This window comes from Wolbachia endosymbiont (group A) of Oxytorus armatus (assembly GCF_964027005.1).
Classification (GTDB): domain Bacteria; phylum Pseudomonadota; class Alphaproteobacteria; order Rickettsiales; family Anaplasmataceae; genus Wolbachia; species Wolbachia pipientis.
In genome coordinates, this window is record NZ_OZ034719.1 from 463,684 (window position 1) to 479,064 (window position 15,381).

The 15,381-nt window shown below is 34.5% G+C and carries 17 protein-coding genes and 1 pseudogene; 6 read left to right on the plus strand and 12 right to left on the minus strand.

Going from position 1 to position 15,381, the window contains the following annotated elements:
- Window positions 1–226: 226 nt before the first annotated feature.
- A complete protein-coding gene (locus AAGD79_RS02360) occupies window positions 227–1,156 on the minus strand; it encodes an Rpn family recombination-promoting nuclease/putative transposase (protein ID WP_341811545.1) in 930 nt (309 codons plus the stop codon).
- Window positions 1,157–1,285: 129 nt separating this feature from the next.
- Between AAGD79_RS02360 and AAGD79_RS02365 the strand changes: the two genes are divergently transcribed.
- The 5 genes from AAGD79_RS02365 (at window position 1,286) to AAGD79_RS02385 (ending at window position 6,426) form a co-directional block, all read left to right on the plus strand.
- Window positions 1,286–2,206 carry a helix-turn-helix transcriptional regulator gene (locus tag AAGD79_RS02365; RefSeq protein ID WP_341811546.1) on the plus strand — a complete coding sequence of 307 codons (921 nt, stop codon included), beginning with the start codon at window positions 1,286–1,288 and terminating at the stop codon, window positions 2,204–2,206.
- A 171-nt stretch (window positions 2,207–2,377) separates the two neighbouring features.
- Window positions 2,378–3,043, plus strand: a complete 666-nt coding sequence (locus AAGD79_RS02370; protein WP_341811547.1) for a RadC family protein — start codon at window positions 2,378–2,380, stop codon at window positions 3,041–3,043.
- Window positions 3,044–3,213: 170 nt separating this feature from the next.
- The gene (locus AAGD79_RS02375; RefSeq protein WP_341811548.1) at window positions 3,214–4,398 is read left to right on the plus strand and encodes a hypothetical protein; all 1,185 of its coding nucleotides are present in this window, start codon (window positions 3,214–3,216) and stop codon (window positions 4,396–4,398) included.
- Between the two features lie 100 nt (window positions 4,399–4,498).
- Window positions 4,499–5,401, plus strand: coding sequence for a helix-turn-helix domain-containing protein (locus tag AAGD79_RS02380; protein WP_341811549.1), 903 nt, complete (start codon window positions 4,499–4,501; stop codon window positions 5,399–5,401).
- Between the two features lie 89 nt (window positions 5,402–5,490).
- Window positions 5,491–6,426 (plus strand): helix-turn-helix transcriptional regulator, encoded by a 936-nt coding sequence (locus AAGD79_RS02385; RefSeq protein ID WP_341811550.1) that lies wholly within the window; start codon window positions 5,491–5,493, stop codon window positions 6,424–6,426.
- A gap of 95 nt (window positions 6,427–6,521) precedes the next feature.
- On the opposite strand, the gene AAGD79_RS02390 is transcribed toward AAGD79_RS02385, so the two are convergent.
- From AAGD79_RS02390 to AAGD79_RS02440, 11 genes and pseudogenes are all read right to left on the minus strand, one after another.
- Window positions 6,522–7,430: a patatin-like phospholipase family protein gene (locus AAGD79_RS02390; protein ID WP_341811551.1), complete on the minus strand. Its 909-nt coding sequence runs from the start codon at window positions 7,428–7,430 to the stop codon at window positions 6,522–6,524.
- Window positions 7,431–7,438: 8 nt separating this feature from the next.
- A complete protein-coding gene (locus AAGD79_RS02395; protein ID WP_265032403.1) occupies window positions 7,439–7,660 on the minus strand; it encodes a hypothetical protein in 222 nt (73 codons plus the stop codon).
- Between the two features lie 67 nt (window positions 7,661–7,727).
- Window positions 7,728–8,261, minus strand: a complete 534-nt coding sequence (locus AAGD79_RS02400; protein ID WP_341811553.1) for an ankyrin repeat domain-containing protein — start codon at window positions 8,259–8,261, stop codon at window positions 7,728–7,730.
- Between the two features lie 52 nt (window positions 8,262–8,313).
- Entirely contained in the window at window positions 8,314–9,258 is a 945-nt protein-coding gene (locus tag AAGD79_RS02405; RefSeq protein WP_341811554.1) for a phage tail protein, read from the minus strand.
- Window positions 9,259–9,468 (minus strand): tail protein X, encoded by a 210-nt coding sequence (locus AAGD79_RS02410; protein WP_010081876.1) that lies wholly within the window; start codon window positions 9,466–9,468, stop codon window positions 9,259–9,261.
- Window positions 9,465–9,812, minus strand: a complete 348-nt coding sequence (locus tag AAGD79_RS02415) for a phage tail protein (RefSeq protein WP_022626303.1) — start codon at window positions 9,810–9,812, stop codon at window positions 9,465–9,467. The genes AAGD79_RS02410 and AAGD79_RS02415 overlap by 4 nt, the downstream gene beginning before the upstream one ends.
- Window positions 9,812–12,106, minus strand: coding sequence for a phage tail tape measure protein (locus AAGD79_RS02420; RefSeq protein WP_341811555.1), 2,295 nt, complete (start codon window positions 12,104–12,106; stop codon window positions 9,812–9,814). The genes AAGD79_RS02415 and AAGD79_RS02420 overlap by 1 nt, the downstream gene beginning before the upstream one ends.
- Window positions 12,107–12,221: 115 nt before the next feature.
- Window positions 12,222–12,476, minus strand: coding sequence for a phage tail assembly protein (locus AAGD79_RS02425; RefSeq protein ID WP_265028020.1), 255 nt, complete (start codon window positions 12,474–12,476; stop codon window positions 12,222–12,224).
- An 83-nt stretch (window positions 12,477–12,559) separates the two neighbouring features.
- On the minus strand, window positions 12,560–12,841 hold the full coding sequence (locus AAGD79_RS02430) for a type II toxin-antitoxin system RelE family toxin (RefSeq protein ID WP_010082215.1): 282 nt from the start codon (window positions 12,839–12,841) through the stop codon (window positions 12,560–12,562).
- Window positions 12,825–13,025: a hypothetical protein gene (locus AAGD79_RS02435; RefSeq protein WP_007303020.1), complete on the minus strand. Its 201-nt coding sequence runs from the start codon at window positions 13,023–13,025 to the stop codon at window positions 12,825–12,827. Before AAGD79_RS02435 ends, AAGD79_RS02430 begins: the two co-directional genes overlap by 17 nt.
- Before the next feature lie 61 nt (window positions 13,026–13,086).
- Window positions 13,087–13,512: pseudogene (locus tag AAGD79_RS02440) on the minus strand (phage major tail tube protein); the annotation flags it as partial.
- 545 nt (window positions 13,513–14,057) lie between these two features.
- Between AAGD79_RS02440 and ltrA the strand changes: the two are divergent.
- On the plus strand, window positions 14,058–15,296 hold the full coding sequence (gene ltrA, locus AAGD79_RS02445) for a group II intron reverse transcriptase/maturase (RefSeq protein WP_341811160.1): 1,239 nt from the start codon (window positions 14,058–14,060) through the stop codon (window positions 15,294–15,296).
- Window positions 15,297–15,381 lie beyond the last annotated feature (85 nt).

Consider the following 15,381-nt stretch of genomic DNA (forward strand, 5'->3'; position numbering starts at 1 on the left):
CATGGATGAAGTAGACATTAAATGCTAAGTGGTTAATGTGTTTTCCATATTGAACTTACAGTATGTAGCTTTGATATAGAAGTTTGGGTAACGTTATGATAGTAATTTATATAATTCTATGTGCAATCTTCATAGCTGTTTTAGACAGTTCATTAGACTCTTAATTAGGGGATATTTCTCACTTAGAAAAGGTTTTCATAAATGTTAAAGTGAATAAGTAGGGATATTATGCTTTTTTCTTAAGTTGCAAAATTTCAGAATGAGAGAGACCAGTAATTTGAGCTATAACATCAATAGAGACACCGGCCTTGAGTGAGTTTTTTGCAACTTCAATTTTACCTTCAATTTTACCTTTTTGATGGCCGATTTGGATGCCTTCTTGTCTACCTTCTTGTCTACCTTCTTGTCTACCTTCATGTTTAGCATCATCGAGTTTTTGAGCAAGGACAGCATGTTCATCACGAATACGCTTTATCTCTTGTTCATAGGCTATAAATTCTTTTTCTGACCAGTTGAACCTATTTAGTTCTTCATATGCTCTTTTAATTATTAGATCACTTCCTATTATTCTCTCTAGCTCTTCTTCACTAGTTTCATCTGCATATCTAAAAAAGTAGACCCATTTTTCAACTATACTTGAAAGCTGATCTTCTTTGGTTTTTGGAAATTTAGGCAACTCAATAAATATAAAATAAAAATCTTTAAGATCGTGTTCATTAGTGTCTTCATCTCTAATAGTATGCTTTGACTTATACTCAGATTTATCAGGAAATAAAATACAGTCTGCTATAGCAATAAAGATAATTTCCTTAAGGTCATGGTATTGATCACCCTTACTAGCTTGTCTTGAGTAAGCTTTAGCTGCGTAATATTGGGCACGTTTTTCAAAGCCTTTGGTTTTAGCGACCTGCATTTCGACTATGACTTGCAGCCCATTTTCATCTCTACAAAGAACATCAACAATGCTTTGTTTTTTAGAAGCAATATCAGGGTCTTGAATAGTACTTAAGAACTCTATATCCTTTATTGTACTTTTGCCAGTGAAGCCAAGGATATCATTAAGAAAGTGAATAAGAATGTCCTTATTTTTTTCAGTGCCAAAGATGCGCTTGAACGATATATCATTTTTTGGATCGAGAAACTTAGAAAGAGCCATGACGAATTAACCTAAAAAGCGTTAATAATTATACACAATTGTGAAGAAATATTCAACTAAAATTCAAACATAGAAAGAAGCATCCCTTTTGTATATCTTTATTTGGTAGTATTAAACTGTATAATATTTATGGCAAATATCTCTATAAGGTATCAGATAGCAGAAAAAATAAGAAATCGTAGATTAGCAAAGGGATATACTCAAAAAGATTTAGCAAAAAAAATCGATACAACATATCAGGTAATACTGCAATATGAAAAAGGAACACGCAGAATTTCAATTAAGAAGTTATATGAATTAGCAGAAGCATTATCAACAACTGCTAGAGATCTAGCTTGCGTACAAGAAGTATCAAATGAGGGAAGGTATGAGGGAGAAGAGGTATTAAATCTAGTAAGAAGACATAGAGAGATTAAGGATCAAGAATTACGTGAAACGTTTTATTTATTAACTAAATTCATCCGTATTAGTGAGGAAGAAAGTGGAAAGGCGGTAAAAATAGAAGTAGCAAAGGGTTTGGTTAAGGAAGGAGTTTCTGCTCATGTTATCTCTCAAACGACCAGTTTATCTATTGATGAATATGATAATGATGAGAAAAAAATTTCCATTCCGTATAAAGTAGGTCAAAGAATAAAAGAATGGAGGTTGAGAAGAGGATACACTCAAGAAGATTTAGCAAGTAAAGTGGGTATAATAAATCAAAGAATATATGAATATGAACAAGGACGAGCTGGTGTTTCACTTGAAATGTTAGATGAAATAGCAAAGGTACTATTAATTAGTATTACAGACCTACTTCCAGAAACAACAGAAAATGAGAATAGTGAAGTGGAACTATCAAGGTTAATAGAAGAATACAAAAAGATTAAAAGCCAAGAACTACGTAATGTACTAATAAAATCTCTGTTTGAAAGCATACAAGTTTGCAAAGAGAAAGTGAAGAGAGTAGAAAAGATGAAAATTACAAAGAATTTAGTTAAGGAAGGAATTTCTATCAATATTATTTTAAAAACAGTAGACATCTCTTTGGACGAAATTCAACAAGTTTAAAATAAAGAAATCGCCATATATTAATATCTTTACCTATTCATAAAAAAATAAGCAAAAAAGATTTAAAAATTGATTTGACTTCACTCAAAAGCTATGGCCTTATGCCAATGCTGACAAAAAAACAGCAGTAAATATATAAAAACATTTTGTTATTAGTGAAGGGTAATTTTTATGAATAATAAGAAAGATCGTAGAGAAGAAATAGAATTCAGAGCATTAGAAAGCAACGGTAAAGCTCTACTTGATCGTGAAGTAATAGAAACGTTTCTAAGTGCAGTGCATGACAGGGAAGAAGCTCGAATTATTGCTAGAAAGCTAATAGATAGTTTTGGAATAGGAGGAATTTTAGGCCAGGAAATAGATGACTTGAAAACTATAGAAGGGATAACTGACTCTACAGTAGCAGTAATTTTATGCCTAAAGGAAGCTTCAAAGAGGGTACCAAGAGAAGAGTTAAAGAAAGGACCTATAATGGATAACTTGGAAACCATCGTAAAATATTTAAGGGTGAGTATTGGTTATTCAGAGGAGGAAAAGATGAAAATAATATATTTTGATCAAAAGTGCCGTTTAAAGGGGGAAGAAGTGTTTACTGGTACAGTGGATAAGGTACCTTTTTACATAAGAGAAGTAACAAGAAAAGCATTAATAAGAAAAGCGACGTCAATAATAATATCGCATAACCACCCAGAAGGAAGGTTAAAGCCATCTGATGAGGATGAAGCTGTAACTAAAGACTTGGCTAAAGCTTGTCAGACTATAGGGATTAGGTTGCTGGATCACATTATCATCACAAGTGTTGGGTATTTTAGCTTTAAAGAGCAAGGACTGTTATAAAGCAGATGTTTGAAGATTTTCATGAGTTGTTTAACTACTTGAATGAAGAAAGTATTTGTAATCACATTAATCATTGCTTCTAATTAATGAGAAAGTATATATTGAATTAATAATAAAGTAATAAAGTCGGTTATAGACTTAGTAAAGTATATTTAATAGCGGAGGCTAATATGAGTAATAAAATAATTGTACCTTTTGATGATCAAGAAGGAGGTACTTACGAGTTAAACATTGATCTTGATAGATTATCAAAAGGTGAGGTGTTAAATGCTATTGTAGGAATTGGTCGTACTAAGGAGCAATCCACCTTTGTAAGCAAAATTAATAAGGCTAAAAAGCCTGAAGAAATAGCACCTTTCCCTGGTAGAGAAGTTCGCGAAAACAAAATCAACTATGGGAAAGGATTTGACTATGTTTATGGCACAAAACCTGTAAGTGATCAAGAAGATAAAAATCCATTTGCTTCAGCTTTGAAAAAAATAAAGCCGAGTGCAGAAACTTTGAGCTGGTTAAAAAGTGAAGTGGTAGAGGCAAAGAATGTAAATGAATTGCACAAAGTTATAGACAAAGTACTAGCCTCAGGAGCAAGAATAAATGCATGTGATGACGGGGAATGGAGTTTTGCAGAGTATGTAGTATTAGGTACACATTTTCATAAATTTGATAAGGTTGATCGTAAAAAGCTAATACGTAAATTAATGCTAAGCGGTGCAGAGTTTCATGATACTTTATTGGAGAATAAATTGATAGGTGAAATCTATAATGAGCTACAGCCAGAAGTTCAGCCACAGATAGATGAGAGACTAGAAGAACTAGAGAAAGCTGGCGAAAGTGCTCTTCAAGAAGGAGAATTAATAGATATTGAGATAGACAATACAACATCGTATATAGAGTTCTCTGAAAATAGTAAGATAGAAGTAGCCAAAATACTGAGAGATTTAGGAAGTAATATTTTAAAAATTGGCAATGATGCAGTTGAGGTTAAAAGTGAGAAGGGAGGTATAAGAAACTATATCGATATGTCAGATGAAAGCTCTATTATATTAGAATTTCCTACAAGCATTGGTCAGCTAAATATTATATTGTACCACGATGTAAAAAAATATGATCAAGTACAAGTGAGAGTAGAAAACAAAGAAATGTGGGCTGAGTTACAAAAAAGAGGCGAAGAAATAGGAAAAAACTGCCTTTTTGGAGGAGTGAAACTTCAAGAAGCAGTAGAGAAAGGTAATTTCACTAGATGTGGCATATGGAGTGAAAAGTATGCTATAAAAGAGGTTAGCAATAATGAAGTATTGTCTCCGTGGGTAAATAGAATACGTGAAGGTAGTAAAGAAACCTTTAGAGAACTTTAATGCGTCTACAGGCAACTTTAAGGTTCCAGAGGTTTTTTCTTGCCGTTATATCTGGAGCCTTTGAGCTATAGTAGAAGATATTATATGTATGGTTCTTTGTATGGAAAAAAGTCTAGACTGTGAAGTAGGGCAAAAAGTGAAAAGTTGGAGGTTAGAGAGAGGGTATACTCAAAAGGATTTAGCGGAGAAGGTTGGTGTAAAGTACTGGGCAATACTGCAATATGAAAAAGGGAGTCGTAAAATTCCAATTAAGAAGTTATATGCCATAGCAGAAGCATTATCAGTGAATGTTAAAGGTCTAGTTTGTGGAGAGACACTACCAAATGAAAAAAGATATTTTGAAGATGAAGAAATATTAAATTTAGTAAAGGGGTATAAGGATGAAGAATTAAGCGAGGTATTTTATTTATTAACCAAATTTATTCGTTTGAGCGAGGAAAGAAGCAGAAAAGCGGTAAAAATAGAAGTAGCAAGGGGTTTGATGAAAGTAGGAGTTTCTGCTCATGTTATCTCTCGAACAACTAACCTATCTATTGGTGAGTATGAGGAGAACAAAATTTCGGTTCCATACAAAGTAGGGCAAAGGATAAAAGAGTGGAGATTGATACGAGGATATACACAAAAAGATTTAGCGAATAAAGTTGGCATAACAAATCAAGGAATATACGAATATGAACAAGGGAGAGCTGCTGTTTCACTTGAAATGTTAGATGAAATAGCAAAGGTATTATCAATCAGTATCATAGATCTACTTCCCGAATCAGATGAAGAAGTGGAAGAAAAGCTATCAAATTTGATAGAAGAATACAAAAAGATTGAGAGTCGGGAATTACGCGATATGCTAATCAAGTCTTTATTTGAAGGTATACATGTTTGTAGAGAAAAGGTCAGAGAGGAAAAGAAGATTGAAGTTGCAAGGAATTTAGTGAAAGAGGGAATTTCTGTTGATATTATCTTGCAAACGACAGGCTTATCAAATTATATGATTGAGAAATTTTTGTGATTTCATAAAAACTTAGCCAATAGTGGATTTTTTTGTGATAGAATATATGTTTGCTTCTGTAGGAAAAACAGCTTTTAGAGGATTTATCTATGATAATTCAGAGCATATTGAGCTACGAGCTAGGGAAAAAAATAGAAGGTTGTAGGATAGTACAAGGGTATACTCAGGCAAAATTAGCAAGAAAAATTGGTTTAACACATAAGGAAATACATAACTTTGAACTAGGGTGCAAGGCTATTACAATCAAAGAATCGTATATAATAGCAGGAGCATTGTCAGTCAATGTTATAGATCTACTTCCAGGACCAACAGTACTAAGAGAAAACAGTTGGTATGAAGATGAGGATAAAGAAATAGTCTATCTAACAAAAATACATAGAGAAATTAAGGATCAGGAATTACGCAAGAAGCTGTATCCATTAGTAAGGTTTGTATATATTAGCGAGAAAATTAGCCAAGAAGAAGCGAAAATAGAAGTAGCAAAGAATCTAGTGAAAGAAGGAGTTTCAGTTGATATTATTTCCCAAGTGACTCGCTTATCTACTTATGAATATGATGATATAGAGAAAGAAATTTGTACTGATTCTATACTCTACAAAGTGGGGAAAAGGATAAAAGAGCAGAGATTAATACGGGAATACACTCAGGAGGACTTGGCAAATAAAATCGGTTCAACACCTAAAGAAATACACGACTATGAACGAGGATATACAGACATTCCAATTGAAATATTATATAAGATAGCAAAGACATTATCAGTTAACATTAAAGCTCTTGGACTAACAGAATATGAAAATGAGCCAGTTTTTGGGTTTATAGGTAAATGCGAAAAAATTGAGGATCAAGAATTACTGGATACGGTAGCCAGATCTTTATCTGAAGGAATGCAAACTGGTAAAGAAAAGGTTAAAAAAGCAGAGAAAATTAAGATTGCAAAAGATCTAGTTAAGGAAGGTGTTGCTATTGATATTATTGTGCGAGCAAGTGGCCTAACTGCTGATGAGTTGGGTGAGTGTGAAAATTGAATGTGTTTAAGATATAAGTAAAGTTAATTAATGATTTAACCAGCAGAATTTGCTAACCAACTTTTTTGGCTCAGTTGAATTTTGCTTGGTATAAATTAAGATATGAAATCGCAAAGTTTATCTATTAATTTCTGGTTGTCCTCTATCATTGCATTTGCCTCTTGCTGAAGAGATTTGATATTTTTGAGTGTAATATTGTCCATCTCAGTCGATGCTACTTTCAATTGCGATTGTATTCTTACGTATCTATTGCCTATTACTTGATTCATCTGATAATTTACGCAGTCCAATCCAGAGGCAAACATCACATTTAACAAAGGTTTTATCCAGCTTATTTTTCCAAATCTCCTTGAATTAGCTATACTTCTATCTGTTCTTCCAGTACCTATCGATAACAGTAGAGTATCATCATTTGGAAATAACCTCTTACCACTTGCATATGCACAAGCCGCTGGATTATTAGCAAACACTCCGCCATCTATCAACACTCTCTCTGTTTGGCTAATTTTTAGACGTTTTGGTGTAAAGTACGTTGGGGCAGCTGTTGTAGCTCTGAGTGCATCTTTCAACTTAATGTTTTCTTCTTTCCAACTTTTGAAGAAAAACTCACAACTATTGTGAATGTCATAACTGGTGAGCAGTAGATTACTCGCAACATCGGCCATAGTACTTTCACCAAAGTATTTGTTGAGAATAAATTCCATATTTCTATACGAGTACTGAGAACCACTCAGCCAAGAAGCAATTGATTTTCTCCAAAATGATGATTGAAAGATATATGCTCCATACTCTTGGTAAAGTTCAACCAAATCATTGGCAGAGTATTGAAGTTTATTGCTTTTACAAAGTCCAGCAACAATAATCCCACCGGTTGAGGTGCCTGCCATTAAATCAAAAATCTGGGAAATTGGCTTTTTTGTCCTAGATTCAATTTCTGCAAGAATAATGGCAGGTATTATCCCTCTAATGCCACCTCCATCTACAGATAAAATGTACTTTGTCACTGTAAAATTTATTTGTGTTTGTGAATAGCTTCAAGTTCGTTGACTTCTTCAGTGAGGTTTTTCACTCTCTCTTCAAGTCGATAGACTATTTCGATTAGTTCTTGGTTTTTTTCTATAAATTTATCATGGATGTGTACACGTAAGTCAAGTTTTGCCAACCACCATATGAATCCTACAGTCTGTACAACTATTGTTATTATTACCGCTATTGGGATTTTTTGCTTTTTCATGTGAAAATATTAACTTGTTATGGATAGTTTTAGAAGTTTATATACAGATTATAGAAAACTTACAGCTTTAGTGATTACTTTTTGTTGATTCGTATTGATCTTCTGCTTTAGCAAGTAGCTTTATGATTTCCTTGTAAGGTTTATCTTTATTGTGCCTTGACCTTAATACAGCTACATCTCTTGGATTTTTTCCATCTGTGTCTCTAATGGTAGGTTCTGAACCTTTGTCTAATAAAAATCTAATTATCTCCAATTTGCCTTCATATGTAGCTGCATGTAAAGGTGTCCATCTTTCATATTTCGTAGCATTTATATCAACTCCTTTTTCTACTAGGAATTTTACAACCTCTGCACATCCCTCTTCTGCAGCATAATGTAGTGCTGTTAATTTAGGGATCTGCACATTAATATCTAATAGATTTTCTACTAAGAATTTTACAGTCTCTAAGTTACAATTTTGAGAAGCAATGCGTAACATCGTTTTATAATTATCTGCAGCTCTTGCCTTCATGTAGGAATAGGTAGCAATAATACATACTATTACTGTTATAAGCCACCAAAAATGCAGCTTGTTTTTTGTATCTTGACCCAATTTATCCATATTCAACATCTTTTTAATATTAAATAGATCATTTACTCATTTTTTATTAACATTACTTACTCAAAGATGCTGACAACATAGTAAGGTAACCTGAGCTATTTAAAGTATGCTCCGCTCTGTTAACTATCCATTCACCATCTACCGCTTGATTAAAAGCTATAAGATTAAGTTTAGCTTCTGCAAATAACTCTGGATTACCAGGTATAGTGATATCCAATACTGCATTATTTCGCTTTAGTTGTTTTAACTTAGCATTTGCTGCACTTAGTGCTGATTCTGCATTTGAGTACATTTCTAACATAATATAACTTGGCTCGCCGCTACCAACTGTTTCTTTAATAGTTTCACCCTTTTCATAGCTATGCCATTTTGCCACTACTGAATTATACTTATCACGTACGGTAAAATGCACTTTCCAGTTAATTGTATCTTGAGGTCTAATAGTCGTTGTTCCTAAAGCTTTTCCTGTGGCTGATTTTGCCATATTCTTTGAAATAAACAATATATACCCACCAGCTAATTTTGCCATTGCTTCACGCTCTGTTGCGATCTTTGTTAACAGACTTATATCACTTTCATCTGCCTGATTAATATGGGGTATCAATACATCCTTAAATTCCTCAGCGACTTTGTATCCATATCCATGTTTTTGGGCTATTTCTTTTACTAAGTTTTCTATGGTAATTTGGCGCCATTCTTTTGATACTTTTGCCTTCAAAGATATTCTTAAATTTGTTGCATGAGCTTTGATTAGTAGAGTCTTAGGTGGACCCTGTATAGTCACTTCGTTGACTGTATATATACCCATTGGAAAGATTCCAATTTCCTTATAACCTAGTGCTATGTTCAATTCATTCGGAATATCTATGTCTTCATCCCTGTAATCAACACACACTTCAACTACATCATCTATTATTCCTGATTCATCTGTAAGGTGCAATGATATAACTCTATCTTTAATTGATTCACATTTATCTATTATAAAATCTGGCTGCATTTATTCCCAGACCTTTAATTTTGACTTTTGTACTATTTTCTTAATAGTAGGAAGCTTTATCTTTAATCCTGCGGGCAAAAAGCTTCCGTATTCTGCCAAACCCAAGTTCTCTGCTAGTACTAATTCCACTACTCCATCAGTAAATCCGTAATGTTTCCAGCAAATCAGATCTAACATCTCATTTTCTTTACTCACATAGTATATAGTCATCTATAGCTTTTTAAACTCAAACTAAATTCAATTTTTCTCGGTAGTCCATTAGGTAAAAAATACATCTGCTTTTCTTCTAACCTAGTAATTACGAATTGTCCTAAAATATTACCTAAACTATCTACTAAAATATGTGGTTTTTCAGTTTCTTTCACACTCTTTAATTGATTTAGCACGTTGAGATTATGCAGATAAATCATTCCTTCTAAATCTATATTTTCTACACCTTGACCGATATTTTGTAATAGTGGCATATTTTCAATACACTCAATCGTGCTCCAACGATTTTCTCTGCTATACTTTAAACTTGTGGGAGCAAACTTATACGGACCAAGAGATAGCATCAATAAAATGTCTCTACCGTATCAAATAAAACATCACGTGACTTTTCTCTTATCCTTTTTATTACTTCATCTGCAAGACTACGAACATCTTGGTTAGGTTCTGCTTTAATGCTGATAGTGTAATTATTAGTGATGTTCTGAGTTTTATTTTGTTCTTTATTTTCAAACTTACTCCTTGCAAATATCTTATCGCTCTCTGTAAACTTTTTCTCCTCAATAAGGCTTTTGACTCTGAAGCTATTTTTATTTCTCTTTGAAAATTCTTTAATTATACTGTTACCTAGCACAGGATTTCCACTGTTGAGAATATTACTTTTTAGGGGAGTGTGCACTGCTTTTACTTCAGTTTTTCTTTTTTCAAACTCTTTCAGTGGGCTATTTCCCAATACTTTTCCAAATATACTTTCACCTATCCATGAAAAAGCTTCTTCTATGGGTTTTATTATCGATTTCCAAAAGCTAGAGAAAAAGTCTTTTACCTTTTGCCAGTTAGTTATAACAAGTGCTGCGCCAGTGACAAGTCCAGTAATTAAAAGTCCTATAGGGTTACTCATTATAGCGAGTGTTACTGCTCTTAGTCCTGTTACTACTGCAGGAAAAACTGTAGCTGATAAAAATGAAAATACTCCAAGTAGGTTTGCTTTCAGACTAAAAATCGTACTTCCTAGCAATGTAAATCCGTATCCTAGTCCCACTGCTACAACTTTTAAACTTATCAAGGCTGCTACAGTACCCATGATTGCTTTGGTTAAAGTTGGATATTTTTCTGCAAATAACCCTATGCTTCTAGTTTTTTCTTGTAAAAATTCAGCTATAGATTTTAAAGTAGGCAGCATCACTGAACCCAGGTTCATACCAACTTCAGCTATTGCGTTGCGAAGAAGTCGTAATTTACTGGCTGTGGTGTCTACACGGTTTTGAAATTCTTTCTGCAACGAGCTCTTGTACTCTTCTGTGTCAGATAGTAACCTTATAGCATCTTCGTATTTGTTAAAACTTCCAGCTAATAATGCAATATCATCTTGATATTCCTGACCGAAAAGTTTCATAAGGATTGTAGAACGTTCCTGGTTATCCATTTTCTTTAGAGCTTGAAAAAAGTAGAGTAATGCTTCTTCGCCGTTTTCGCTTATTCTTTGTACTATTTCTTCTGCAGTTATGCCCATTTGCTCTAATGCTGCTTTAAAATCCCCTCCTTGTTCTTCAGCAGTCTGAAGTTTACTAAGTAGAGCATTTATAGCAGTTGCAGCTTTTGCTGGTTGTTTACCTAAACTAACGAAGGCATTTACTAAACTACTTGTTTCCTTGATGTCAAGACCAAATTGTTTTGCAGTACCACCAACTATTGCTAGAGCTTCAACCATATCTTTTGCTTTGGCAGCAGTGTTATCTGATAAGTGATTGATTACATTACCAACGTATTCCATTTTACTAACATCAATTCCATAAACGTTAGAGAGTTTAGCTATAGAATCACCTGCTTGCTCTGCAGACATATCAAATGCTGTAGACATTTTTGCCACTGTTTCTGTAAACATAAAAAGATCTTCTTTCTTGATACCAAGTTGACCACCACTTGCAGCTATTTGTGCCAGTTCTGCGGCTGATAATGGTATAGTACGTGACATCTCTTTTAACTTCTTTGCAAATTTAGTTGCTTCATCCGTTCCTTTTTTAAAATCTACCACTTTTGTAACATCAGCCATAGCACTTTCAAAGTCAATTGCAACTTTAACTGGAGCTGCAAGCGTTAGCCCTAGCCCAATAGTCTCTATAATTTGTGACTTAAAATGTGCTTTGCTTGCTAAAAAACTTTGGTGACTACGTATTGCAGATCCAAGCTTACCATACTTACCTTTTAATACTTCAATAGAAGAGCCAAGTTTATGTTGGTCACTTACTAAGTACTTAATATTTCTTCCACTTTTTCTTACTTCTTCATTTAATGTATGAAGTGTATCTCTCTTTTTGATATAAGCCTCTTTTGCCTTTGATGCCGATGCTTTCAATTTTTCGAATTCATTTCTCAGTGCTTTGCTTGGTTCTTTTTTTTCCTTTTTTTCTTTAGCAATTGCTGCAGCTGATTCTTTTGCTTTCTTCTCCGCTTCCTTCCAATTCTTCATGGCTTCAAGGGCATCATGATTTAGTTGCTTAAATTTGGAAACAGATTTCATTGACGAATCAAGTTGCCTTATACTATCACCCAACTTAGAAAGCTTTGCTGCACTACCTGTCATTGCACTATTAAAACTGCCATCTAACGTTGCACCTATTTTTATTGAAAGCATTGACATTTTTTTGTTACTCCTTCACTTACTTCTAACCACTTTAGAAACTCTTTTGTACTCATATTAATAATTTGCTCAATTCCACTTCCTGTTGTTGAGCTAAGTTTTAAAATATTGAATCTTAACTCCTCTGTTCCAGCGGCGACAAAAAACCTTTTAGCACCTTCTGTATTTCTACATAATCTTTAATACATAAATCTTCAACTACTTCTTTTGGTACGGATGCTAGATTAGCAATTAAAGCTACTTCTTTCAAAGCTTCTCCTTCTATGCGTTCTATAGCCAGTAAATCTCTTACTTTAGGTTCACGCATCGATAATTCTGAGACAGAAATTCCATCAACTGTTATTGGGTTATTAAGTGTTATAGCTTGCATGTTCCTCCTTAAAAAGTTAATTAAATAAAAGTCTATATCGGCTTTTACATAACTAATTTCTTTGTATGGTGCTATAAATAGGATTAGCTTTGATAAGAATCTTTTCTGTGTTCAATTGAAGTAATAACTACTGTATGTTCTGGTACATCTATATAATAAAGTATACGATAGGTACTCACCCGTAGACTACGTTGTCCACTTAAGTTATGCTTTAATGGCTTTCCAAGTCCAATTGGATCAACTGTTAGACGCTCCATTATTGCCTTCTTAATCATTAACTTTACTTTTGCTGGAAGAGCCGGAATGTCTTTCTTTATAACAGATTCTGAATAGTCTATATTGTAAGGCTTAATCCCAGAAGGCATCTTGATGTTTAACCCTCTTTTCTTTATAGCGTTCGTCAGCAATCTTAGATAATTCCATATCTTCAATTTCTTCTTCCATTAATTCAGTTAATAACTTTAAAACGGACTTGTCTTGAGATTGTGCTACACTAACAAGTAAACCAGTTAGCTGCTCTATGGAATTTGTATGAGCTTTAGAATCCATATTAACTATATACCTACAACTTCTTATATTTTAACATTTTTATGTAATTTTGTCAACCATATTAGATCCCTAGAATCGTTTGTAGCAAGGCCATTTGATCAACACCATTTATCTTTCTAATCATATTTTCAGCATCGATCTCTATTAATTCATTACCACCTATAGTAAGTTTATAGTAATGAGCAGCTATAGTACACTTCAGCGTTGCTTTTTCAGCAGGTTTCCAGCTACCAAAATCAAATTCTTTGAATATGCCTCTTAGATTGATTACTACAGCTTCAATATCGTTACTACCACTCCCTTGCATTCCACCTCTGAGCGTCAAAGATACTGAATTTCCATTTATCAACCCAAATAGCCGAAAGAGTTCTGTATCGTATTCAGAAAAAGTGAAATCTGCTTCAAGCTTTTCCATTCCCATGTCAATATTTATTGGAATATCCATACCACCAGCTCTATATTCATCTGTTTTTATGGTAAGTTTAGGGTGTGGCGTAGGGACACAAAGAATGCTTAAAAATGAGCAAACTAAGTGCAAAGCTGCACAATAGATGAGGGTGGGCCCCTCGAAGTCGGTTTGCAAGAACAGGCTTCAAACAGCCATAAGCTGCTGTGGTAAAGAGCCATGGTAGTGAGCGTTATGGAAAAGGTGCAATTATGCATCATGTGTAAAATAGAGAGGCGAATGAAAATGAACCACTGATGAAGTGTCGAAATTCCAAAGACGACGTCAAAACCATGGGCTCCTCAATCTCTTGGGATAAACCTATCAGGAACTTGTTTACTGGATAGGTGGCGTCCGGCATAGAGGTGGCGTGAATCTATTTTAGGCTATTGTGTGGAACTGCGGGAACCTGTCGTTTCGATGATAAGGGAGAAGTCCAAGGAGCTAAACTCTAAGGATGAGAGTACCGATGCGAAGAACAGGGGCGGATCAGCTCGTAGTAGTGAAGAAGTTTCTGTAATGGAAATGGAGCGAAGGGGCTGGGTTATTTAGTTTTAATTATTTATCAACCGAAAGGGGAGGAATTAATGAGTAAAACAAAGTCTTTTAACATACCGAAGCAGCTTATTTGGAGAGCTTATAAACAAGTATCGAAGAATAAAGGAGCTGCTGGTGTGGATGAGGTTTCGATAGCAAAGTTTGAGGAAAATCTAAAAGATAATCTCTACAAATTATGGAATCGGATGTCATCTGGAAGTTATTTTCCAGAGCCTGTAAAAGCTGTAGCAATACCGAAAGGTACTGGAGGAGGAAAAAGAATTTTAGGTGTTCCTTCAGTATTTGATAGGATAGGGCAAACGGCTGCTGCTATGTATCTGGAGCCGCTAGTAGAAACAAAATTCCATGAGGATTCATATGGTTATAGATCAAATAAATCTGCATTGGATGCGGTAGATACAGCGCGTAAAAGATGCTGGAGGTACAATTGGGTGATAGATCTTGATATATCAGGATTTTTCGACAATCTGGACCACGAGTTGGCATTGCAAGCTATCAAAAAGTACACAGACTGCAAATGGATCATAATGTATGCTGAAAGATGGATGAAAGCTCCAATTCAGCAAGCAGACGGTAGTAGGGTAGTGAGGGATAAAGGAGTTCCGCAGGGAGGTTCAATAAGCCCGATGATCTCAAACATATTTATGCATCATGTATTTGATGAATGGATGAGAGAGAAGTACCCGACAATACCATTTGAGAGGTATGTAGATGATGTGATAGTACACTGTAAAACTCTCAGGCAGGCAGAATTTATGAAAGTAATGATCGAAGAAAGATTGGCTGAGTTTAAACTGAGGTTGCATTCTGAAAAGACACAGGTAGTATATTGTAAGAATAGCAACAGTAAGAATGCATTTCCTAAACAAAGTTTTGATTTTCTAGGGTACACTTTTAGACCTAGAGAAGCAAAGAGTAAAATAGGGAAATATTTCGTTGGATTTCTACCTGCGATTAGCAATGAGGCCAAGAAAAAGATCACTCAAACCATAAGGTCGTGGAAAATACACCAATTTACAGGAAAAAAGTTAGAGAAAATATCAAAGGAAGTAAATCCAATAGTCAGAGGCTGGTGTCAGTATTATGGCAGGTTTTACCAAACGGAGATGTATAAACTGCTTAATAATGTAGAGAGGCACCTAGAAAAGTGGGTAAAAAGGAAATATCAGATTGGAAAAAGACTAGCGAGGGAACTTCTAGGAAAAATGAGAAAAGAAAATCCGAATACTTTCTACCACTGGAGTCTAGTATGGGAATCAAAGGACTGAATAATGGGAGCTGTGTGAATCGAGAGGTTCATGCACAGTTCTGTGAGGGGCTGGTGGGGAAGTTCCACCGGTCTACTTGTCCAAT

Excerpts from the sequence above, each read along its gene's own strand:
- AAGD79_RS02360 (WP_341811545.1), bottom strand. The coding sequence starts at position 1,156 with ATGGCTCTTTCTAAGTTTCTCGATCCAAAAAATGATATATCGTTCAAG.
- AAGD79_RS02365 (WP_341811546.1), top strand. The coding sequence starts at position 1,286 with ATGGCAAATATCTCTATAAGGTATCAGATAGCAGAAAAAATAAGAAAT.
- AAGD79_RS02370 (WP_341811547.1), top strand. The coding sequence starts at position 2,378 with ATGAATAATAAGAAAGATCGTAGAGAAGAAATAGAATTCAGAGCATTA.
- AAGD79_RS02375 (WP_341811548.1), top strand. The coding sequence starts at position 3,214 with ATGAGTAATAAAATAATTGTACCTTTTGATGATCAAGAAGGAGGTACT.
- AAGD79_RS02380 (WP_341811549.1), top strand. The coding sequence starts at position 4,499 with ATGGAAAAAAGTCTAGACTGTGAAGTAGGGCAAAAAGTGAAAAGTTGG.
- AAGD79_RS02385 (WP_341811550.1), top strand. The coding sequence starts at position 5,491 with ATGATAATTCAGAGCATATTGAGCTACGAGCTAGGGAAAAAAATAGAA.
- AAGD79_RS02395 (WP_265032403.1), bottom strand. The coding sequence starts at position 7,660 with ATGAAAAAGCAAAAAATCCCAATAGCGGTAATAATAACAATAGTTGTA.
- AAGD79_RS02400 (WP_341811553.1), bottom strand. The coding sequence starts at position 8,261 with ATGGATAAATTGGGTCAAGATACAAAAAACAAGCTGCATTTTTGGTGG.
- AAGD79_RS02405 (WP_341811554.1), bottom strand. The coding sequence starts at position 9,258 with ATGCAGCCAGATTTTATAATAGATAAATGTGAATCAATTAAAGATAGA.
- AAGD79_RS02410 (WP_010081876.1), bottom strand. The coding sequence starts at position 9,468 with ATGACTATATACTATGTGAGTAAAGAAAATGAGATGTTAGATCTGATT.
- AAGD79_RS02415 (WP_022626303.1), bottom strand. The coding sequence starts at position 9,812 with ATGCTATCTCTTGGTCCGTATAAGTTTGCTCCCACAAGTTTAAAGTAT.
- AAGD79_RS02420 (WP_341811555.1), bottom strand. The coding sequence starts at position 12,106 with ATGTCAATGCTTTCAATAAAAATAGGTGCAACGTTAGATGGCAGTTTT.
- AAGD79_RS02425 (WP_265028020.1), bottom strand. The coding sequence starts at position 12,476 with ATGCAAGCTATAACACTTAATAACCCAATAACAGTTGATGGAATTTCT.
- AAGD79_RS02430 (WP_010082215.1), bottom strand. The coding sequence starts at position 12,841 with ATGCCTTCTGGGATTAAGCCTTACAATATAGACTATTCAGAATCTGTT.
- AAGD79_RS02435 (WP_007303020.1), bottom strand. The coding sequence starts at position 13,025 with ATGGATTCTAAAGCTCATACAAATTCCATAGAGCAGCTAACTGGTTTA.
- ltrA (WP_341811160.1), top strand. The coding sequence starts at position 14,058 with ATGAGTAAAACAAAGTCTTTTAACATACCGAAGCAGCTTATTTGGAGA.